Below are 20,079 nucleotides of genomic sequence, written 5' to 3'. Positions count from 1 at the left end.
GGGAATGGGGTGTTCGGGAGTTGCACGGAGGTGCGGGGAAGGTGCGAAGAGGGTGCGCAACAAAAATGGTATGGACCAATCGAGCTGTCAAGGATGCGGGCGCCGATTGGTCCGTACCGATGGGACGAGGTACGAGGACTAGAGCGGCAGCACCGCGGCCGCGGCCTCGACCGGCTCCACCTCGACGGGCACCGGCGGCGCCAGCACCACGTCGGTCTCCTCCCGCGGGGCCGGCACGGACGGCAGGACCGGACGCGGCCCCGACACCACCGCGTAGTCCTGTCCGAGGAACGGCGGCTCGATCACCCCGGGGTCCTCGCCCAGGGCCAACTGCACCGCCGCCCATGGGGCGTTGACGCCGCAGAGGGAGAGCTGGTGCAGGCCGCCGGCGGGCCGGGTGTTGACGTCGAGCAGTACCGGCTCGTCGCCGTACATCCGGAACTGGATGTTGGAGAGGTAGTGCAGTCCGAAGCCCTCGGCGATCAGCCGGGCCGGCTTCAGCCAGCGGTCGTCCAGGGTGAAACCGCGGCGGCGGCCCTGCTTCGTGCGGCCCACCGCCAGCCGGACCCGGTTGTCGGGACCGGTGAGGCAGTCCACCGACACCTCCGGCTCCTCAAGCCGCGGCATCACCAGCCAGTCCACCGGCTGGTCGGCCCGGCGCAGCGCGTCGAGCACCAGGTCGAGCTGGACGTAGGGTCCGGGGAACCCGTTGAGGTGGACGAGCGAGAAGGGCGTGCGCGTGATCACCCGGAATCCGACGCCGCCCGCACCCGCGGCCGGCTTGAAGCAGGCCTTGTGACCGTCCGCCTCCAGCGCCTCGACCGCGAGGACCAGTTCGTCCGCGGTGCGGACCCGCCACCACGGCGGCACCGGGACCCCGACCGCGCCGACCGCCTCGTAGGCCGTCGCCTTGTCCTCGAAGACGGCGGTCGCCTCCCGCGTCGGCGCCAGCAGGGCCGTACCCGCCGCCTCGAAGTCGGCGCGGTGCGCGACGATCGCCGACTGGTGCAGCCGGGGCACGAAGACATCGATGCCACGACGCCGGCACTGGTCGAGCGCGTACTCGACGTACCCGGCCGGGGACAGGCACTCCGGCTCCAGGTCGGCGGTGTCGGCGGCGGCCAGCACGGGGGAGTCGGGGTCACCGTGCGTCGCATGGATCTCGACCGCCCGGTCGCTGGGATTTCTCCGCAGCTGATCCATGAAGAACACGTTCTCCGCGTACGTGCGGTTGAGCCAGACGCGTACGCGAGAGAGCATGCAGGCCGCCTTTCGGGCATTTTCGGGCAGGACTCAGTGGCCCGTGCCCGGGCAGGGTGCTTGGAGGGTCACCAAACCGCCCTGGACGAAGGGAAGTTCGTGGCGGTGGTGTTGGAGGGATCATACGGCTTTCAAGGGGCCCCGCGTGCAACGCCCGTGTTACGGATTCCCCGGGAGTGTCCACGCGCGTTTTCCTGCGCCGTCCACGGCGGTTTCCTTGACGGACGGCCGGCGACCGGCGGTCCTTCGCGGACCGGCCCCCGAAAGACCGCCGACAGGCCGACAGGTGCCCTTGTTCCGCCGCCCCGTCATGTGCTGAGGTGGGTGGCGACGACATGATCGGAAGGGGTACGGGGTGGAGTCCACGGCCGGTGCCGGACAGTTGCTGGCCATCAGCGACCTGCACATCTCGTACCCGGAGAACCGCGAGCTCGTCGAGAAGATGCGCCCCGGGACGGACGACGACTGGCTCATCGTGGCCGGTGACGTCGCGGAGACCGTCGCCGACATCCGCTGGGTGCTGGAGACCTTCGCCGGCCGCTTCGCCAAGGTGCTGTGGGCCCCCGGCAACCACGACCTGTGGACCCACCCCAAGGACCCGGTCACCCTGCGCGGTGTCGCCCGCTACGACCACCTCGTCGCCCTCTGCCGGGAACTCGGCGTGGTCAGCCCCGAGGACCCCTATCCCGTCTGGGAGGGCCAGGGCGGACCGGCCGTGGTCGCCCCGCTCTTCCTCCTGTACGACTACTCCTTCCTGCCGGCCGGCTGCACGACCAAGGAGGAGGGCCTCGCCTACGCGCACGGCACCGGCATCGTCTGCAACGACGAGTACCTGCTGCACCCCGACCCCTACCCGACCCGCGAGGACTGGTGCCGGGCCCGCGTCGAGGCCACCGAGCGCCGGCTCGCCGAGCTGCCCGAGGACCTGCCGACCGTGCTGGCGGCCCACTACCCGCTGGACCGGCACCCCATGGACGTCCTGTGGTACCCCGAGTTCGCCATGTGGTGCGGCACCACCCGCACCGCCGACTGGCACCGCCGGTTCCGCGTCGGCACCATGGTCTACGGTCATCTGCACATCCCCCGGACCACCTGGCACGACGGCGTCCGCTTCGAAGAGGTCTCCGTGGGATACCCCCGCGAGTGGCGCAAGCGCTCCCAGCCCCCGGGCACGCTGCGCCGCATTCTGCCGATGGAGGTCGGAACCGGTGATCGAGGAGCTGCTCCCGGAGTCGGTGGTGGCCGTGGAGATGCTCGGTGACGAGGCGGTCCGCGAAGCCCCCCTCTACCCCGAGGAGGCGGCGCTCGTCGCCCGTGCCGTGCCCAAGCGCCGCCGGGAGTTCTCCGCCGTGCGCGCCTGCGCCCGGCGCGCCATGGAGAAGCTCGGGGTCCCGCCGCAGCCCGTCCTGACCGGCGAGCGCGGCGCACCGCGCTGGCCGGACGGCCTGGCCGGCAGCATGACCCACTGCGAGGGCTACTGCGCCGCCGCCCTGGTCCGCGCCGCCGATCTGGCCTCCCTCGGCATCGACGCCGAACCGCACGCCCCGCTGCCCGAGGGCGTCGCGGAGGCCGTCCTGCTGCCCTCGGAGCAGCAGCGGCTCGGCCGGCTCGCGGCCGAGCGGCCCGACGTGCACTGGGACCGGCTGCTGTTCAGCGCCAAGGAGTCCGTCTACAAGGCGTGGTTCCCCCTCACCGGGATGTGGCTGGACTTCATGGAGGCCGACATCGAGCTGGCGGCACAGCCCGGCGGGCGGCGGCACGGCACGCTGCGCGCCCGCCTGCTGGTCCCCGGCCCCGAGGTCGGCGGGCAGCGGCTGCAGGTCTTCGAGGGCCGCTGGAGCGTGGCGCACTCCCTGGTGGCCTCGGCCGTGGTCGTGCCGCACCCCTGACGGCCCCGGGCGTGCCGGGCCGGCTCAGGTGGGCGGGCACCAGTCGTGCAGGAGACGGAAGAACGCCTCCTCGTTGCCGGCGAGCCCGGCCCGGTCCAGGGCCTGCTCCGCCTCGGCCATGACGGCGGGCGGGACCACGAAGGGGCGCGGGGCGGTCTCCGGCGGGCCGTCGAAGGCGGCGCGGACGGTGTGCAGCAGTCGCAGGTAGGCCTGGACGGCGGTGCGCTCACGGTCGGTCAGTACGGCGGTGGGCATGGCTCGGCTCTCCCCGTCGGTCGTCACGGTCCCGCGCCCGGACGGCGCGGCCGCACCGCGGGTGCGGTGCGCACCCACCAGCTTGCCGTCCGCCACTGACAACGCCTGCCCGCTCCGCCTCGGTTCGCCCGCTCAGCCGACCCCGGACCGCCTCAGGACGGCGTGCTGAGGGAACGTCTCTTCGCCCGTGCGGCAACGGAATCCGGCCATGCCGGGCTCACTTGCCCGGATAGCCCAACGAGGCCTCGATGCGCCCCGCCACGTCGTGCCGCCGCACCGGAGGGCGCAGGGCCGAACCCACGAGCCAGGTCCGGCACTTGCTGGCCAGCAGCAGCCCGAAGGTCTCCGCGTCCTGCTCCTCGGCCCGGTCGAAGCGGGTGCGGGCGGCCATCCGCCGGACGGCGGCCTGGACCGCGTCCCGGTCGCTGCCCGCACCGCCGCCGGTGCCCTCGTCCACGAGCCGTGCCGCCACCGCGATCCCGTCGACGTCGTGGCCGTGGTGGTCGGCGTGCATGTGCCACAGCTCGTGGCCGAGGATCACCAACTGGTGGTCGGGCGCGGTGCGTTCCTCGACCACCACCAGGTCCCGGTCGGTCAGGTCGAGCCACAGGCCGCTGGCCGTGCCGGGCGGGAAGACGGCCGTGCGGAAGAGGACCGGGCGGCCGCGGCGGCGGCTCATCGCGCCGCACAGCGCCCCGTACAGCTCCTGCGGCGCGCTGGGCGAGGGCAGGGTCAGCTCCCCGACCAGCTCGCCGCTCAGCCGGCGCATGTCCCTGCCGATGGCCATGTCTTCGTGGTTCTCCTGTTCCCTCTCAGCTCACGACTCGGGCCGCTTGACGCTCTCCAGGAGCATGTCCAGCCACTCCGCGACCTTGTCGCGGTGCTGGTCGGTGGGGAGCTGGGCGGCCCGCCAGGCGATCCCGCGCACCCCGTGGTCCTGCAGCAGCCGCTCCAGCGGGTCCGCCGCGGCCTCGGCGGCCGCCCGCTCCCGGTCGGCCAGCTTCTGCAGCAGTTCCTGCTCGACGCGCTGCAGGGCACCGGCCAGCGCCTCCGGGTCCGCGGCGGTGAGGAACCCGGCGTGCACCCGGAAGAACCGCTGGAGGGCGTCGCAGTGCTCCATGGTCGGCCGCCGGTCGCCGTTGAGCAGCGCACCGGCCTGCTGCCGGGACATGCCCGCGCCGTCGGCGATCTCCTGCTGCGTGTGCTTGCGGCCGTTGGGCTTGAGGCGGGTGCGGCGCAGCAGGTCGAGGCGTTGCAGGAAGCGTTCCTGGACGTCGGGTTCGCCCGCCGGACGGCCGCCGAGCAGGGCCTTGACCACGGGCTCGGGAACCCCGCACGCGTAGGAGAGCCGTCCGACGTCGAAGACCTCGGCGTACGCCACACCGAGCCGGTCGGCGAGCGCGGTGACGCGGGAGACGACGGCCGGCAGCTGGGCGGTCGCCGTGGCGCCCGGATCCTCGTAGCCATCCGTCACCGACAGAACTCCTACGTCTCTCAGAGGAATCAGAGGCCTCGCTCGTGCGGTCGCCGGGGACCGCACGGCGTGAACCTCCCGGAGGTTACCGGGTCGTTCGAACTCACATCCAGGTGTCGCCACAACTGTGGCCAATTTCGGCCGTCAACAGGCATGAAATGCCACGATAGTTGACATGCCTCTGGGTGGGGCAGCAGGATCACATCGCCGCGAGAAGGCCGCATAGGCAAGAGGGGTGACCTCCCGATGGCATATCAGGCAGGTGGGCGGCGGCCGGCGCCGCGACCCGTCCCCGAAAGTCTTGAGGCCCAGGCGTACCTGCAGGACTACGCGTTGCTGCTGGACGCGCTTCCCTTCCCGTCCCTGGTGGTCGACCACCGCTGGGACGTGGTGCTGGCCAACGACGCGTTCGAGACACTTTTCCGGGCGGTCGCCCCGCATCCCACCGCCATGCCCGGGGACAACTTCCTCCGGTTCGTCCTGTTCCATCCGGACGCCGGTACGGTCCTCGGCGAGCACGAGTCGGGCTGGTGCCTGCCGATGCTGGCCCAGTTCAAGACCACGCTGGAGCGGTACGGCCACGACCACGAACTCCAGTCGGTCCGCCGGGAGATCGCCCAGGACCCGATCATGGAGGCGGCCTACCGGCACGGCCTGCCGCACTGGCTGCGCGCGGTCGGCGAGGAGGGTGCCCGGCTCGACGGCGCCGTCCGGCCGGTGCTGCACCCGGACCCGCTGCTCGGCGCCACCGAGTGCCGGGTGGTCGGCGAGACCCCGAGAACCCTCGAGGACATGGGCTACGCGCGTTACACCCTGGTGCTGCGCTCCGCGCCCCGGCCCGCCGCCCCGCGCCGCTCCCGCCGGCCCGGCGGCCTCGGCGCCCATCTGACCGTCGTGCCCACCCCCGACGCCTGACCCGGCACCGTCGGCGTTCAGGTCGCCGACGGCGCCGGGCCGGACGCCCCCTCCGGCTCCGGCCCGCACCCTCACCCCACCGTCATCCGCCTGGCGGCCGCCGCCTCACTCCGCGGCCACCGCCAGGACGAGCGGCACGCCCCGGCAGGGCACCAGCCGCAGCGCCCCGAAAAGGCCCGGCCGCCCGCTCTCCAGCACGGCGGCGAAGTCCGGGCCCCGGGTCAGCGAACCGGCCAGCTGCGCCGGATCCGCGGACGCCGCCACCCGGCCGCGCGCGTTGACCAGCCGGGCGGGGCCGGGCAGCGTCCGCAGCAGCGGCAGCGCGGCCGCCTCGAAGTGCCGCAGGTACACGTCGGCGGCGGCCACGCCCACGAAGCGGCCCGCCCGTTCCACCGGGGCCGACAGGGTCAGGCTGTACTCGTCCGAGCAGAGGTAGTCGACGTACGGCCCGGCCACCGCCCGCCGCCCGGTGTCCCGGGGCAGCGTGAACCAGTCCCAGTGCGTGTAGTCGGAGTAGGCCGAGGTGCGCGGGTCGAGGTCGAGCAGCAGCGGCCGTACGTCCCCGGCGGCGTCGCTCTGCCACCACTCCAGCCAGGCGGGCACGTCGGCCAGCAGGCCCGGTGCCGCCACGAAACCGACGCCGGAGACCAGCTCCTGCCGGGTCAGGCGCAGATGGAGCCCGGGGCGCAGGGCCGCGAGATCCGCGGTCACCGGCCGGCGGCCCCGGTCCGCGACCCGGGCCAGCAGCGCGGCGGTGTCGGCGCGGGTCTGCGCGACGGCGTCGAAGACCGCCTCCAGGGCGTGGCCGACCCGTTCGGCCACGTACTCCTCGGCGGTGTCCGCTGTCGTGGCCACGGAGGTGAAGGGGACGGTGCCGCGGCTCATGCTGCCCTCCGGCGGACGGGGGAGCGGGCGCGGCGCGGCTACAGGGCCAGCCGCAGGGCGATGAGCCGCGCCGTCGAGTCCCGCACGCACCGCTCGGCCAGCTCCCTGGCCGATGCGTCCGCCCCATCCTGCACGGCCGAGATTACGGACCGGTGACGGTCCGCCACCTCTTCACGATATTCGTCGTCGCCGAGCACAAGGCACAGCAGCGCCCCCATCTCCGTCTGGAGCGCGACCTGTTCGCGGGTGAGCCGGGCCGACTGGGCGGCGGCGGCCAGTTCCACCTGGAAACGGCCGTACAGCCGGCAGCGCGCCGAGGTGTCCCGGGCCCCGCGCAGCTCCGCGGTGGTCCGGCGGAGCTGGTCCAGGTCGTGGTCCTCGGTGCGCCGCGCGGCGAGGTGCGCGGCGGTGCCGGACAGGGCCGCCCAGTGGTCGCCGAGGTCGCGCAGTTCCTCGGGGCTCCAGCCGCGCAGCCGCTCAAGGAGCCGTTCCCGGCCGGGGGTGTCCGGCAGGGAGACGAAGCTGCCGCCGCCGCGGCCCCGCCGGGTGACGACCAGGCCCTGCTGGCGCAGCGCCATCAGCGCCTCCCGCAGGGTCACCGTCGACACCCCGAGCTGTCCGGCCAGTTCCGTCTCGCCGGGCAGTTGCTCCCCGTCGGCGAGCAGGCCGAGTTCGATGGCGTCGCCGATCCGGCGTACCACGGCGTCCACCCGGGCCCCGCCGTCCACCGGGGCGAAGACGGCCCTGCGGGCGCCGCCGTCCGTCTGCTGCTGTTCCACGGCCCACCACCCTATGCGTTGACCCAAGCTTTACCTCAGAAGGGTCTTGAGCTTTGAACTATGACTTCATATCTTTCCGGTCATCACGTCCAACGCAAGAGAGCGCCAGAGAGGTTCCCGCCCATGGAGTCCAGCGCGATCCGGTTGCGGGATCTGCGGAAGTCGTTCGGTGACACCAGCGCCGTGGCAGGGGTCGACCTGGAGATACGCGACGGCGAGTTCTTCTCGATGCTCGGCCCCTCCGGCTCCGGCAAGACCACCGTCCTGCGCCTGATCGCCGGATTCGAGACCCCCACCTCGGGCACGGTCGAACTCGCCGGACAGGACGTCACCCGCCGCGCCCCCTTCGAACGGGACGTGCACACGGTCTTCCAGGACTACGCGCTGTTCCCGCACATGAACGTCGAGCAGAACGTCGCCTACTCCCTCAGGGTCCGCAAGGTCGCCAAGGCCGAACGCCTGGTCCGCGCCCGCAAGGCGCTCGCCGAGGTCCGCCTCGACGGCTTCGGCACCCGCCGCCCCGCCCAGCTCTCCGGCGGCCAGCGCCAGCGCGTCGCCCTCGCCCGCGCCCTCGTCGGACGCCCCCGCGTCCTGCTGCTCGACGAACCCCTCGGCGCCCTCGACCTCAAGCTGCGCGAGCAGATGCAGCTCGAACTCAAGTCCCTGCAACGGGAGGTGGGCATCACCTTCGTGTTCGTCACCCACGACCAGGAGGAGGCCCTGACGATGAGCGACCGCGTCGCCGTCTTCCACCAGGGCCGCATCGAACAGGTCGGCACCCCGGCCGAGATCTACGAACGCCCCGCCACCGCCTTCGTCGCCTCCTTCGTCGGCACCTCCAACCTGCTCACCGGCGAGACCGCCCTGCGCGTGCTCGGCGAGAGCGGCACCCACAGCGTCCGGCCCGAGAAGATCCGGGTCCTGAAGGAGAGCGCGGAGCCGGGCGGACCCGACCACGCCGACGCCGTCGGCACCGTCGCCGAGGTGGTCTACCTCGGTGACGCCACCCGCTTCCTGGTCGACCTGGACGGCGGCGGCCGGCTCACCGCGCTCCAGCAGAACCTCGACACCTCCGCCGAGGACGTCGCCGCCTACCGCGGCACCCGCGTCCGGCTGCGCTGGCAGCGCCGGCACACCGTCCACGTCCCCGGCTGACCCGCCGTCCCGCACCACCGGATCCGCCGTCCTTCCCCCTGGCACCTCTGGCATCCCTGGAGTACGTCGTGCGCCTCATCACTTCCCGCGCCGCGGCCGCCGTCGCCGCGCTGCTGCTGGCCGCCACCGCCTGCGGCTCCTCCGGCTCCGGCTCCTCGTCCGGACTCAACCCGCCCGACCTCAAGCCCCTCGCCAAGCTCGGGAAGAGCGAGGGCGCGGTGAACCTGATCGCCTGGGCCGGCTACGTCGAGGACGGCTCCGACGACCCCAAGATCGACTGGGTCAGCGACTTCGAGAAGCAGACCGGATGCCAGGTCCGCTCCAAGGTCGCCGCCAGCTCCGACGAGATGGTCAAACTGATGAAGACCGGCGAGTACGACGCCGTCTCCGCGTCCGGCGACGCCTCGCTGCGCCTGATCGCCTCCGGCGACGCGGCCCCGGTCGACACCAAGCTCGTACCGAACTACAAGGACATCTTCAGCGGCCTGAAGAACGGCGCCTGGAACTCCGTCAAGGGCCAGATGTACGGCATCCCGCACGGCCGCGGCGCCAACCTGCTGATGTACAACACCCAGAAGGTCAGCCCCGCGCCCACCTCCTGGTCCGCGGTCTTCGACGACGCGGCGAAGTACCAGGGGCATGTCACCGCCTACGACTCGCCGATCTACATCGCCGACGCGGCCCTGTATCTGAAGGCCACCAAGCCGGAGTTGAAGATCAAGGACCCCTACGCGCTGGACCAGAAGCAGTTCGACGCGGCCGTCGCCCTGCTCAAGAAGCAGAACGCGGACATCGGCGAGTACTGGAGCGACTACCTGAAGGAGATCTCCGCCTTCAAGAGCGGCGACTCCGTGATCGGCACCAGCTGGCAGGTGATCGCCAACCTCACCGCAGGTGAAGGCGCGAAGGTCAAGGCCTTCGTGCCCGAGGAGGGATCCACCGGCTGGTCCGACACCTGGATGGTCTCCGCCGAGGCCAAGCACCCCAACTGCGCCTACCGGTGGCTGAACTGGATCGTCTCGCCGAAGGTCAACGCCGAGGTCGCCGAGTACTTCGGCGAGGCCCCGGCCAACGCCAAGGCCTGCGACCTGACCAGCGACAAGAACTTCTGTGCGACCTACCACGCGGCCGACGAGAGCTACTGGAAGAACATCGCCTTCTGGAACACGCCCATCGAGCAGTGCCTGGACGGCCGTACCGACGTGAAGTGCGTGCCGTACGCGAAGTGGGTGCAGGCCTGGACCGAGATCAAGGGCTGAGCGATGACCGTGCTCACCCGCACCGCGGGGGCGCTGCACCGGCGCCCCCGGCTCCGCCTCGCCCTGCTGCTGACCGCCCCGCTGCTGTGGCTCGCGGTCCTCTACCTGGGCTCGCTGGCCGTGCTGTTCGTCTCCGCGTTCTGGACGACGGACTCCTTCACCTCCGAGGTGGTGAAGGTCTGGTCGGCCGACAACTTCCACGAGCTGTTCACCACGCCGGTGTACCGGCAGGTGGTCCTGCGCAGCGTCGGCGTCGCCCTCGCGGTGACCGCCCTGTGCGCCGTGATCGCCTTCCCGGTCGCCTTCTACACCGCCCGGGTGGCGAGCCCGCGCCTGCGCCCGCTCCTGGTGGTCGCCATCCTCACTCCGCTGTGGGCGAGTTACCTGGTCAAGGTGTACGCCTGGCGGCTGATCCTGTCCGAGGGCGGGCTCGCCGACTGGCTGCTGAAACCCTTCGGGCTGAGCGGGCCCGGTTTCGGACTGCCCGCCACCGTGCTCGCCCTGACCTATCTGTGGCTGCCGTACATGATCCTGCCGATCCACACCGCGCTGGAACAGCTGCCCGACAACCTGCTCGACGCGTCCGCGGACCTCGGCGCCCGCGCCGGCCGCACCTTCCGGTCCGTGGTGCTGCCGATGGTGCTGCCGTCGGTCGCCGCCGGGTCGGTGTTCACGTTCTCGCTCAGCCTCGGCGACTACATCACCGTGCAGATCGTCGGCGGCAAGACCCAGCTCATCGGCAACCTCGTCTACGCCAACATCGAACTCAACCTGCCCATGGCCGCCGCCCTCGCCACCGTCCCGGTCGTCGTCATCGTGCTGTACCTGTTCGCGATGCGCCGCACGGGCGCGCTGAGCAGCCTGTAGAGGAGCCCGACGTGCAACTCTCCCGTTCCGCGCGGATCGCGGTGCGCGCCGCCGCCGGTCTCGGCTTCGCGGTGATCTACGTGCCGCTGCTGCTGGTCCTGGTCAACTCCCTGAACCCGGACCGGTCCGCGAGCTGGCCGCCGCCCGGCCTGACCACCCGCTGGTGGACGGCCGCCCGGCACAGCTCCGGCGCCCGCGAGGCCCTGTGGACCTCGGTGCGGGCCGGACTCGGCGCCACCGCGATCGCGCTGGTCCTCGGCACCCTGATCGCCTTCGCGGTCGCCCGGTACCGCTTCTTCGGCCGGGACGCCCTCTCCTTCGTGGTCGTCCTGCCGATCGCGCTGCCCGGCATCGTCACCGGTATCGCCCTCAACTCGGCCTTCAGCACCGTCCTCGCGCCGCTCGGCGTCGGACTCGGCCTGTTCACCGTGGTCGTCGGACACGCCACCTTCTGCGTGGTGATCGTCTTCAACAACGTCGCCGCCCGGCTGCGCCGCACCTCGGGCAGCTACGAGGAGGCGGCGGCCGACCTCGGCGCCGACACCTTCCGCGCCTTCGCGGACGTCACCTTCCCGCTGGTGCGCTCCGCGCTGCTCGCGGGCGGGCTGCTCGCCTTCGCGCTCTCCTTCGACGAGATCGTGGTCACCACCTTCACCGCGGGGCCGGGCGTCCGGACCCTGCCGCTGTGGATCTACGACAACATGACCCGGCCCCAGCAGGCGCCGGTGGTGAACGTGGTGGCCGCCGTGCTCGTGCTGCTGTCGGTGATCCCGATCTACCTCGCGCAGCGGCTGTCGGCCGACACGGCGACCGGCAGCCGCGTCTGACCCCGCTCCACCCGCCGTCGATCCGGCCTCCACCAGCTTACGCAAACTGCTTGCGTAAATTGCGCTACCCTTGCGCTCATGACACGACGACTTGCGGAAGTAGCCAAGAAGGTCGGGGTCAGCGAGGCCACGGTCAGCCGGGTGCTCAACGGCAAGCCCGGGGTCTCCGAGGCCACCCGGCAGGCGGTGCTCTCGGCCCTGGACGTCCTCGGCTACGAGCGCCCCACCCAGTTGCGCGGCGAGCGTGCCCGGCTCGTCGGTCTGGTCCTGCCCGAGCTGCAGAACCCGATCTTCCCGGCCTTCGCCGAGGTCATCGGCGGCGCGCTCGCGCAGCTCGGGCTGACCCCGGTGCTGTGCACCCAGACCAAGGGCGGGGTCTCCGAGGCGGACTACGTGGAGCTGCTGCTCCAGCAGCAGGTCTCCGGCGTGGTGTTCGCCGGCGGACTGTACGCCCAGGCCGACGCGCCCCACGACCACTACCGGCTGCTCGCCGACCGCAACATCCCGGTGGTGCTGGTCAACGCGGCCATCGAGCACCTCGGTTTCCCGGCCGTGTCCTGCGACGACGCGGTGGCCGTGGAGCAGGCCTGGCGGCACCTCGCCTCCCTCGGCCACGAGCGCATCGGCCTGGTCCTCGGCCCCGGCGACCACGTGCCCTCCGCCCGCAAGCTCGCCGCCGCGCGGGCCATCGCCGAGGTCCCCGAGGAGAACGTGGCCCGCGCGATCTTCTCCATCGAGGGCGGTCACGCGGCCGCGTCCCGGCTGATCGACCGGGGTGTCACCGGCATCATCTGCGCCAGCGACCCGCTCGCGCTCGGGGCGATCCGGGCCGCTCGCCGCAAGGGGTACGAGGTGCCCTCCCGCATCTCCGTCGTCGGGTACGACGACTCGGCCTTCATGAACTGCACCGAACCTCCGCTCACCACCGTCCGCCAGCCCATCGAGGCCATGGGCCGCGCGGCCGTCGAACTGCTGAACGTGCAGATCGGCGGCACCGCCGTACCGCCGGAGGAGCTGCTGTTCGAGCCGGAACTGGTGGTCCGCGGTTCGACAGCGCAAGCGCCCAAGGTCTGATGCACAACAGATCCAAGCCGCTGCCAATCCTCTGTCGAATAATTACAGATTCTGCGCGACATCTTGCGCACGGCTGGCGCCGGTGCTTGAGTGTGCGGCGCCCACCGGTCCCGGTGCGGCGCCCACTGCTCCTGTTCTGGGGGGTCCACCGATGTCCAGCACCGGGTTCCGCCGTGCTCTCGTCGCGACAGCCGTCTGCTCGTCCCTCGCACTCTCGGCCTCGGCCTGCGGGTCGGGTGACGACGACGCGGGAAGCGGCAAGACGCGCATCACCGTCAACTGCGAGCCGCCGAAGAGCGCCAAGGTCGACCGTTCGTTCTTCGATCAGGACACGGCCGACTTCGAGAAGAAGAACCCGGACATCGACGTCGTCATGCACGACGCCTTCCCGTGCCAGGACCCGAAGACCTTCGACGCCAAGCTCGCCGGCGGCCAGATGGAGGACGTGTTCTACACGTACTTCACCGACGCCAAGCACGTCGTGGACATCAACCAGGCCGCCGACCTCACGCCGTACCTCAAGGACCTCAAGAGCTACGACACCATCCAGAAGCAGCTGCGGGACATCTACACCGTGGACGGCAAGGTCTACGGCATCCCGCGCACCGGCTACAGCATGGGCCTGATCTACAACCGCGCGCTCTTCCAGAAGGCCGGCCTCGACCCCGACAAGCCGCCGACGACCTGGGAGGAGGTCCGCGCCGACGCCAAGAAGATCGCCGCCCTCGGCAACGGCACCGTCGGCTACGCCGACTACAGCGCGCAGAACCAGGGCGGCTGGCACTTCACCGCCGAGCTGTACTCCCAGGGCGGCGACGTCGTCTCCGCCGACGGCAAGACGGCGACCGTCGACACCCCGCAGGGCCACGCCGTCCTGCAGAACCTGCACGACATGCGGTGGACCGACAACTCGATGGGCAGCAAGCAGCTCCTCATCATCAACGACGTCCAGCAGATGATGGGTTCCGGCAAGCTCGGCATGTACCTCTCCGCCCCGGACAACATCCCGATCCTGGTCAAGGAGAAGGGCGGCAACTACAAGGACCTCGCCCTCGCCCCGATGCCCGGCGGCCAGGGCACGCTCATCGGCGGCGACGGCTACATGTTCAACAAGAAGGACACCCCGGCCCAGATCAAGGCCGGCCTCAAGTGGCTCGACTCCATGTTCCTCACCCCCGGTGACGGTTTCCTCGGCGACTACGCCCGCGCCAAGAAGAACAACGCGCCCGTCGGCCTGCCCGAGCCGCGCCTGTTCACCGGCGCCGCCGACGCCAAGGACCAGGAGGTCAAGAAGGCCAACGCGAACGTCCCGGTGGAGAACTACCAGGCCTTCCTGGACGGCAACCAGTCCCTCCAGATGAAGATCGAGCCGCCCAACGCCCAGCAGATCTACTCCGTCCTCGACGGCACGGTCTCCGCCGTCCTCACCAAGAAGGACGCCGACATCGACCAGCTCCTCAAGGACGCCAACGAGAAGATCGCCGGCATCCTGGCCCGGGGCTGACCGCGATGACCAAGACGGCCGAGCGCCGGCCCGCCCCCGTGGCGGCCGGCGCCCGTCGGGCCCCGGCGCCGCCCCCGGCAGGGGACCGGGGGCGGCGGCGGCTCCTCGACCAGGCCCGTGCCTACGGATTCCTGCTCGGCGGACTGATCTGCTTCGCCCTGTTCTCCTGGTACCCGGCGATCCGCGCGGTCGTGATCGCCTTCCAGAAGTACACGCCCGGCTCGTCCCCGGAGTGGGTCGGCACCGCCAACTTCACCCGGGTCCTGCACGACCCGGAGTTCTCGGCGGCCTGGCGCAACACCCTCACCTTCACGGTGCTGGCGCTGCTCATCGGCTTCGCCGTGCCCTTCGTGCTCGCCCTGGTCCTGAACGAACTGCGGCACGCCAAGGCGTTCTTCCGGGTCGTGGTCTACCTGCCGGTGATGATCCCGCCGGTGGTCAGCGCCCTGCTGTGGAAGTGGTTCTACGACCCGGGCGCCGGCCTCGCCAACGAGACGCTGCGCGCCCTGCACCTGCCCACCTCGAACTGGTCCAACGGCGCCGACACCGCGCTCGTCTCCCTGGTCATCGTGGCCACCTGGGCCAACATGGGAGGCACCGTCCTGATCTACCTGGCCGCCCTGCAGTCCATCCCCGGCGAGCTCTACGAGGCCGCCGAACTGGACGGCGCGAGCCTGCTGCAACGCGTCCGGCACGTGACGATCCCGCAGACCCGGTTCGTCATCCTGATGCTGATGCTCCTTCAGATCATCGCGACCATGCAGGTGTTCACCGAACCGTTCGTCATCACCGGCGGCGGCCCGGAGAGCGCCACGGTCACCGTGCTCTACCTCATCTATAAGTACGCCTTCCTCTACAACGACTTCGGCGGCGCCTGCGCCCTCAGCGTCATGCTCCTGGTGCTGCTCGGTGTCTTCTCCGCCGGCTACCTGCGGCTGACCCGCTCCGGGGAGGACGGATGAGCAGCGCCACCCGGACCCTGATCTCACCGGCGACCCTGGCCCGCCCGCGCGGGAAGGCGATCTACTGGACCGTCTTCACCGGTGTCGTCCTCCTCTTCGCGATCGCCTTCCTGTTCCCCGTGTACTGGATGGTCACCGGCGCGATGAAGTCCCCGGACGAGGTCGCCCAGACCCCGCCCACCCTGATCCCGAAACACCTGCACCTGTCCGGGTACACCGACGCCTGGGACCTGATGCAGCTGCCCGAGCACCTGTGGAACACAGTCGTGCAGGCGGCCGGTGCGTGGGCCTTCCAGCTGGTGTTCTGCACGGCCGCGGCCTACGCCCTGTCGAAGCTGAAGCCCGCCTTCGGCAACGTGATCCTCGGCGGGATCCTGGCCACCCTGATGGTCCCGGCCCAGGCACTGGTCGTACCGAAGTACCTGACCGTCGCCGACCTGCCGTTCCTGCACACCAGCCTGCTCAACGACCCGCTCGGCATCTGGCTGCCGGCCGTCGCCAACGCCTTCAACCTCTACCTCCTCAAACGGTTCTTCGACCAGCTGCCGCGTGACGTGCTGGAGGCCGCCGAGATCGACGGCGCCGGGAAGCTGCGCATCCTGTGGTCGGTGGTGCTGCCCATGTCCCGCCCGGTGCTCGGGGTGGTGTCGATCTTCGCCCTGGTCGCGGTGTGGCAGGACTTCCTGTGGCCGCTGATGGTCTTCTCCGACACCGACAAGCAGCCCATCAGCGTCGCCCTGGTCCAGCTGTCGCAGAACATCCAGCTCACCGTGCTCATCGCCGCCATGGTGATCGCCAGCATTCCGATGGTCGCGCTGTTCCTCGTCTTCCAGCGGCACATCATCGCCGGGATCAGCGCGGGCAGCACCAAGGGCTGACGCCCTTCCTCCGACAGAAAGGCACGCACAGTGGGACAGCCCAGCCATGCCCAGAAGGACCTCGACTGGTGGCGCTCGGCCGTCATCTACCAGGTGTACGTCCGCAGTTTCGCGGACGGCGACGGCGACGGCACCGGCGACCTCGCGGGCGTCCGCGCCAAGCTGCCGTACCTCGCCGAACTGGGCGTCAACGCGCTCTGGTTCAACCCCTGGTACCTGTCGCCGCTCAAGGACGGCGGCTACGACGTCGCCGACTACCGGACCATCGACCCGGCGTTCGGCACCCTGGCCGAGGCCGAGAAGCTGATCGCGGAAGCGGAGGCGCTGGGCATCCGGACGATCGTGGACATCGTCCCCAACCACGTCTCCGACCAGCACCCGTGGTTCCAGGCCGCGCTGGCCGCGGGGCCCGGCAGCCCCGAACGCGAACTCTTCCACTTCCGCCCGGGGCGCGGTGAGAACGGCGAACTCCCGCCCAACGACTGGCCGTCGCAGTTCCTCGGCTCCACCGAGCCGGTGTGGACCCGGCTGCCCGACGGCGAGTGGTACCTGCACCTGTTCACCCCCGAGCAGCCCGACCTCAACTGGGCTCACCCGGCCGTCCGCCAGGAGCACGAGGACATCCTGCGGTTCTGGTTCGAGCGCGGTGTCGCCGGCGTCCGCATCGACTCCGCCGCCCTGCTCGCCAAGGACCCGGACCTGCCGGACCTCGCCACCGATCCGCGGCCGCACCCCTTCGTCGACCGTGACGACCTGCACGATGTCTACCGCGCCTGGCGCGCGGTCGCCGACGCCTACGGCGGCGTCTTCGTCGGCGAGGTCTGGCTCCCCGACGCCGAGCGCTTCGCCCGCTACCTGCGCCCCGACGAACTGCACACCGCCTTCAACTTCTCCTTCCTGTCCTGCCCCTGGGACGCCGGCCGGCTGCGGACGTCGATCGACACCACCCTCGCCGAGCACGCCCCGGTCGGCGCGCCCGCCACCTGGGTGCTGTGCAACCACGACGTGACCCGCACGGTCACCCGCTACGGCCGTGAGGACACCGCCTTCGACTTCGCGACCAAGGCCTTCGGCACCCCGACCGACCTGGAGCTGGGCACCCGCAGGGCCCGCGCCGCCGCACTGCTCTCCCTGGCGCTGCCCGGCGCGGTCTACGTGTACCAGGGCGAGGAACTGGGGCTGCCCGAGGCCGAGATCCCGGCGGACCGCATCCAGGACCCGATGTACTCCCGCTCGGGCGGCACCGATCCCGGCCGGGACGGCTGCCGGGTGCCGATGCCCTGGGCCGCCGACCTGCCGTACGCGGGATTCGGGTCGCGCGAGGAGCCGTGGCTGCCGCAGCCGGCCGGCTGGGCCGCGTACGCGGCCGACCGCCAGCGGGACGACGCCGACTCGATGCTCAGCCTCTACCGTCGCGCCATCGCCGCCCGCCCGCTCTTCGGCGCGGGCCCGCTGACCTGGCTGCCCGCCCCCGAGGGCGTCCTCGCCTTCAGCCGCGACCAGGGAACGGTCTGTGTGGTCAACCTCGCGCCCGAGCCCGCCGAACTCCCCGCCCACACCCGGCTCCTGCTCACCAGCGGCCCGCTGGACGACGAGGGCCGTCTGCCCCGGGACACGGCGGCCTGGCTGACGGTCTGACCCGCCGGCGCCGCCCGCGCTGTCCCCGCTCCCTCCCCCCACACCGAAGGGACCAGCACATGCCCAGCACCCCTGCCCGTACTGTCAGGAGCATGCCAGCGGTGGCGGCCGTGGTGGCGCTCGCCGCCGGCATGCTCGTCGCCGTCGCGCCCGCCGCCCACGCGGCGGCGGGCGCGAGCCTGCCCTTCACCTCGGTCGAGGCGGAGACGGCCACCACCACCGGCACCAGGATCGGCCCGGACTACACCCAGGGCACCCTCGCCTCCGAGGCCTCCGGCCGCCAGGCCGTACGCCTGACCTCCGGGCAGCGGGTCGAATTCACCGCACCGCGGGCGGCCAACGCCGTGAACGTCTCCTACAGCGTCCCCGACGGCCAGACCGGCACGCTGAACGTGTACGTCAACGGGGTCAAGCTGGCCAGGACCCTGGCCGTCACCTCCAAGTACTCCTACGTCGACACCGGCTGGATCGCCGGCGCCAAGCAGCACCACTTCTTCGACAACGCGCGCCTGCTGCTGGGCCAGAACGTCCAGGCCGGTGACAAGGTCGCCTTCGAGTCCACGGGCACCCAGGTCACCGTCGACGTCGCCGACTTCGAGCAGGCGGCCTCGGCCGCCACGCAGCCCGCCGGATCCGTCTCGGTCACCTCCAAGGGCGCCGACCCCAGCGGCAGCGGCGACTCCACGCAGGCCTTCCGGGACGCCATCGCCGCCGCCCAGGGCGGGACCGTGTGGATCCCGCCGGGCGACTACCGGCTGACGTCCTCCCTCAGCGGCGTGCAGAACGTCACCCTGCTGGGCGCCGGCAGCTGGTACTCGGTCGTGCACACCTCGCGGTTCATCGACCAGTCCAGCTCCTCCGGGAACGTCCACATCAACAACTTCGCGGTCATCGGCGAGGTCACCGAGCGCGTCGACTCCAGCCCGGACAACTTCGTCAACGGATCGCTCGGGCCGAACAGTTCGGTCTCCGGGATGTGGATCCAGCACCTCAAGTGCGGGTTCTGGCTGACCGGCAACAACGACAACCTGGTGGTCGAGAACAACCGCATCCTCGACACCACCGCCGACGGCCTCAACCTCAACGGCACCGCCCACGGCGTCCAGGTCCGCAACAACTTCCTGCGCAACCAGGGCGACGACTCGCTCGCCATGTGGTCGCTGTACTCGCCCGACACCAACTCCAGCTTCACCTCCAACACCATCTCCCAGCCGAACCTGGCCAACGGCATCGCCGTCTACGGCGGGACCGACATCTCCGTGAAGAACAACCTGATCTCCGACACCAACGCGCTGGGCAGCGGCATCGCCATCTCCAACCAGAAGTTCGCCGACCCGTTCTCGCCGCTGTCCGGGACGATCACCGTGGACGGCAACACCCTGGTCCGCACCGGCGCCGTCAACCCCAACTGGAACCACCCGATGGGCGCGCTGCGCGTCGACTCCTACGACAGCGCCATCAACGCCACGGTCAACATCACCAACACCACGATCACCGACAGCCCCTACAGCGCCTTCGAGTTCGTCTCCGGCGGCGGACAGGGGTACCCGGTACGCAACGTCAACGTGACCGGCGCGACCGTGCGCAACACCGGGACGGTCGTCGTACAGGCCGAGGCGCAGGGCGCGGCCACCTTCCGCAACGTCACCGCCTCCGGCGTCGGCGCGGCCGGCGTCTACAACTGCCCCTACCCGTCGAACTCCGGGTCCTTCGCGCTCACCGACGGCGGCGGCAACTCCGGCTGGTCGAGCACCTGGTCGAACTGCTCCAGCTGGCCGCAGCCCGGCAGCGGCAACCCCGATCCCGACCCGGGCCGCAACCTCGCCAAGGGCCGCCCGGCGACCGCCACCGGCTCGCAGGACGTCTACACGCCCGGCAAGGCGGTCGACGGGGACGCCAACAGCTACTGGGAGTCGGCCAACAACGCCTTCCCGCAGTCGGTGACCGTCGACCTCGGCTCCGCCTACGCGGCCCGCCGGGTGGTGCTGAAGCTGCCGCCGTCCTCGGCATGGAGCGCGCGCACCCAGACCGTCACCGTGCAGGGCAGCACCGACGGTTCGTCCTACTCGACCGTCGTGGGCTCCACCGGCTACCGGTTCGACCCGGCCACCGGCAACGCGGTCACCGTCGCCCTGCCCTCCGGAACCAGCCTGCGCTACCTGCGGCTGGCCGTCACCGCCAACAGCGGCTGGCCGGCCGCGCAGTTCAGCGAGGTGGAGGCGTATCTGACGTCGTGACCCGGACCGCCGGGGGAGTCCCGCGTCTCGCCGCCTGGATCTGCTCGTACACATGGGTGCGCAGGCCGGCGAAGCGCGGGCCGACCCGGGTGCGCACCAGCCCGCCGCGCCGCCGACGCGACAGTCCCTTCTGCCGCAGCGGCCGCCGACAGCGGATACCGCCGGTGCACGCACCGGTCGGCGAGCATCGTCCGGAGGACCGGCGCCGCGCGGCGACGCGA

The 20,079-nt window shown here is 71.3% G+C and carries 19 protein-coding genes; 13 read left to right on the top strand and 6 right to left on the bottom strand.

The genetic code is table 11. The annotated features are described in order from the left end of the window. Nucleotides 1–138 precede the first annotated feature (138 nt). On the bottom strand, nucleotides 139–1,260 hold the full coding sequence (locus tag ACIQOE_RS10420; RefSeq protein WP_401410887.1) for an ATP-grasp domain-containing protein: 1,122 nt from the start codon (nucleotides 1,258–1,260) through the stop codon (nucleotides 139–141). 355 nt (nucleotides 1,261–1,615) lie between these two features. Between ACIQOE_RS10420 and ACIQOE_RS10415 the strand changes: the two genes are divergently transcribed. After that, nucleotides 1,616–2,521: a metallophosphoesterase family protein gene (locus ACIQOE_RS10415; protein WP_399013286.1), complete on the top strand. Its 906-nt coding sequence runs from the start codon at nucleotides 1,616–1,618 to the stop codon at nucleotides 2,519–2,521. Further along, entirely contained in the window at nucleotides 2,469–3,149 is a 681-nt protein-coding gene (locus ACIQOE_RS10410; RefSeq protein WP_362642909.1) for a 4'-phosphopantetheinyl transferase superfamily protein, read from the top strand. The genes ACIQOE_RS10415 and ACIQOE_RS10410 overlap by 53 nt, the downstream gene beginning before the upstream one ends. A 24-nt stretch (nucleotides 3,150–3,173) precedes the next feature. Here ACIQOE_RS10410 and ACIQOE_RS10405 read toward each other — a convergent pair whose 3' ends face one another. The 3 genes from ACIQOE_RS10405 to ACIQOE_RS10395 all read right to left on the bottom strand — a co-directional run bounded on the left by ACIQOE_RS10405 (nucleotide 3,174) and on the right by ACIQOE_RS10395 (nucleotide 4,878). Further along, nucleotides 3,174–3,404: a hypothetical protein gene (locus tag ACIQOE_RS10405; protein ID WP_351314813.1), complete on the bottom strand. Its 231-nt coding sequence runs from the start codon at nucleotides 3,402–3,404 to the stop codon at nucleotides 3,174–3,176. 217 nt (nucleotides 3,405–3,621) lie between these two features. Continuing rightward, complete coding sequence (locus ACIQOE_RS10400; RefSeq protein WP_351314810.1) at nucleotides 3,622–4,191, bottom strand: toxin-antitoxin system, toxin component; 570 nt, start codon at nucleotides 4,189–4,191, stop codon at nucleotides 3,622–3,624. 30 nt (nucleotides 4,192–4,221) lie between these two features. Beyond that, nucleotides 4,222–4,878 (bottom strand): helix-turn-helix transcriptional regulator, encoded by a 657-nt coding sequence (locus ACIQOE_RS10395; RefSeq protein ID WP_351314808.1) that lies wholly within the window; start codon nucleotides 4,876–4,878, stop codon nucleotides 4,222–4,224. A gap of 246 nt (nucleotides 4,879–5,124) precedes the next feature. Here ACIQOE_RS10395 and ACIQOE_RS10390 point away from each other — a divergent pair, with 246 nt between their 5' ends. Further along, nucleotides 5,125–5,793, top strand: a complete 669-nt coding sequence (locus ACIQOE_RS10390; protein ID WP_401410884.1) for a hypothetical protein — start codon at nucleotides 5,125–5,127, stop codon at nucleotides 5,791–5,793. A gap of 105 nt (nucleotides 5,794–5,898) precedes the next feature. On the opposite strand, the gene ACIQOE_RS10385 is transcribed toward ACIQOE_RS10390, so the two are convergent. Then, nucleotides 5,899–6,678, bottom strand: coding sequence for a cache domain-containing protein (locus tag ACIQOE_RS10385; RefSeq protein ID WP_401410882.1), 780 nt, complete (start codon nucleotides 6,676–6,678; stop codon nucleotides 5,899–5,901). Nucleotides 6,679–6,716: 38 nt separating this feature from the next. Then, a complete protein-coding gene (locus ACIQOE_RS10380) occupies nucleotides 6,717–7,457 on the bottom strand; it encodes a GntR family transcriptional regulator (protein WP_365557544.1) in 741 nt (246 codons plus the stop codon). A 123-nt stretch (nucleotides 7,458–7,580) separates the two neighbouring features. On the opposite strand from ACIQOE_RS10380, the gene ACIQOE_RS10375 reads away from it, so the two are divergent. From ACIQOE_RS10375 to ACIQOE_RS10330, 10 genes are all read left to right on the top strand, one after another. After that, nucleotides 7,581–8,612 (top strand): ABC transporter ATP-binding protein, encoded by a 1,032-nt coding sequence (locus ACIQOE_RS10375; RefSeq protein ID WP_401410879.1) that lies wholly within the window; start codon nucleotides 7,581–7,583, stop codon nucleotides 8,610–8,612. A gap of 68 nt (nucleotides 8,613–8,680) precedes the next feature. After that, entirely contained in the window at nucleotides 8,681–9,871 is a 1,191-nt protein-coding gene (locus tag ACIQOE_RS10370) for an ABC transporter substrate-binding protein (protein ID WP_401410877.1), read from the top strand. A 3-nt stretch (nucleotides 9,872–9,874) separates the two neighbouring features. After that, nucleotides 9,875–10,738 (top strand): ABC transporter permease, encoded by an 864-nt coding sequence (locus ACIQOE_RS10365; RefSeq protein WP_351314790.1) that lies wholly within the window; start codon nucleotides 9,875–9,877, stop codon nucleotides 10,736–10,738. 11 nt (nucleotides 10,739–10,749) lie between these two features. After that, the gene (locus ACIQOE_RS10360) at nucleotides 10,750–11,565 is read left to right on the top strand and encodes an ABC transporter permease (protein ID WP_401410875.1); all 816 of its coding nucleotides are present in this window, start codon (nucleotides 10,750–10,752) and stop codon (nucleotides 11,563–11,565) included. A gap of 78 nt (nucleotides 11,566–11,643) precedes the next feature. Further along, on the top strand, nucleotides 11,644–12,639 hold the full coding sequence (locus ACIQOE_RS10355; RefSeq protein ID WP_351314784.1) for a LacI family DNA-binding transcriptional regulator: 996 nt from the start codon (nucleotides 11,644–11,646) through the stop codon (nucleotides 12,637–12,639). Nucleotides 12,640–12,790: 151 nt separating this feature from the next. Continuing rightward, nucleotides 12,791–14,143: an extracellular solute-binding protein gene (locus ACIQOE_RS10350; protein WP_351314781.1), complete on the top strand. Its 1,353-nt coding sequence runs from the start codon at nucleotides 12,791–12,793 to the stop codon at nucleotides 14,141–14,143. 5 nt (nucleotides 14,144–14,148) lie between these two features. Continuing rightward, entirely contained in the window at nucleotides 14,149–15,105 is a 957-nt protein-coding gene (locus ACIQOE_RS10345; protein ID WP_351314778.1) for a sugar ABC transporter permease, read from the top strand. After that, nucleotides 15,102–15,983, top strand: a complete 882-nt coding sequence (locus tag ACIQOE_RS10340; protein WP_351314775.1) for a carbohydrate ABC transporter permease — start codon at nucleotides 15,102–15,104, stop codon at nucleotides 15,981–15,983. Before ACIQOE_RS10345 ends, ACIQOE_RS10340 begins: the two co-directional genes overlap by 4 nt. A 30-nt stretch (nucleotides 15,984–16,013) precedes the next feature. Continuing rightward, a complete protein-coding gene (locus ACIQOE_RS10335; protein WP_351314773.1) occupies nucleotides 16,014–17,621 on the top strand; it encodes an alpha-amylase family glycosyl hydrolase in 1,608 nt (535 codons plus the stop codon). A gap of 92 nt (nucleotides 17,622–17,713) precedes the next feature. Then, nucleotides 17,714–19,858 (top strand): discoidin domain-containing protein, encoded by a 2,145-nt coding sequence (locus ACIQOE_RS10330; protein ID WP_401410871.1) that lies wholly within the window; start codon nucleotides 17,714–17,716, stop codon nucleotides 19,856–19,858. Nucleotides 19,859–20,079 lie beyond the last annotated feature (221 nt).

The organism is Streptomyces sp. NPDC091282 (assembly GCF_044757385.1).
Taxonomy (GTDB): domain Bacteria; phylum Actinomycetota; class Actinomycetes; order Streptomycetales; family Streptomycetaceae; genus Streptomyces; species Streptomyces gramineus.
Note: the sequence above shows the minus strand (reverse complement) of the source record. Positions and strands in the feature narration are given on the sequence as shown.

Excerpts from the sequence above, each read along its gene's own strand:
- ACIQOE_RS10365 (WP_351314790.1), top strand. The coding sequence starts at position 9,875 with ATGACCGTGCTCACCCGCACCGCGGGGGCGCTGCACCGGCGCCCCCGG.
- ACIQOE_RS10420 (WP_401410887.1), bottom strand. The coding sequence starts at position 1,260 with ATGCTCTCTCGCGTACGCGTCTGGCTCAACCGCACGTACGCGGAGAAC.
- ACIQOE_RS10405 (WP_351314813.1), bottom strand. The coding sequence starts at position 3,404 with ATGCCCACCGCCGTACTGACCGACCGTGAGCGCACCGCCGTCCAGGCC.
- ACIQOE_RS10400 (WP_351314810.1), bottom strand. The coding sequence starts at position 4,191 with ATGGCCATCGGCAGGGACATGCGCCGGCTGAGCGGCGAGCTGGTCGGG.
- ACIQOE_RS10385 (WP_401410882.1), bottom strand. The coding sequence starts at position 6,678 with ATGAGCCGCGGCACCGTCCCCTTCACCTCCGTGGCCACGACAGCGGAC.
- ACIQOE_RS10330 (WP_401410871.1), top strand. The coding sequence starts at position 17,714 with ATGCCAGCGGTGGCGGCCGTGGTGGCGCTCGCCGCCGGCATGCTCGTC.
- ACIQOE_RS10375 (WP_401410879.1), top strand. The coding sequence starts at position 7,581 with ATGGAGTCCAGCGCGATCCGGTTGCGGGATCTGCGGAAGTCGTTCGGT.
- ACIQOE_RS10355 (WP_351314784.1), top strand. The coding sequence starts at position 11,644 with ATGACACGACGACTTGCGGAAGTAGCCAAGAAGGTCGGGGTCAGCGAG.
- ACIQOE_RS10350 (WP_351314781.1), top strand. The coding sequence starts at position 12,791 with ATGTCCAGCACCGGGTTCCGCCGTGCTCTCGTCGCGACAGCCGTCTGC.
- ACIQOE_RS10340 (WP_351314775.1), top strand. The coding sequence starts at position 15,102 with ATGAGCAGCGCCACCCGGACCCTGATCTCACCGGCGACCCTGGCCCGC.
- ACIQOE_RS10345 (WP_351314778.1), top strand. The coding sequence starts at position 14,149 with ATGACCAAGACGGCCGAGCGCCGGCCCGCCCCCGTGGCGGCCGGCGCC.
- ACIQOE_RS10390 (WP_401410884.1), top strand. The coding sequence starts at position 5,125 with ATGGCATATCAGGCAGGTGGGCGGCGGCCGGCGCCGCGACCCGTCCCC.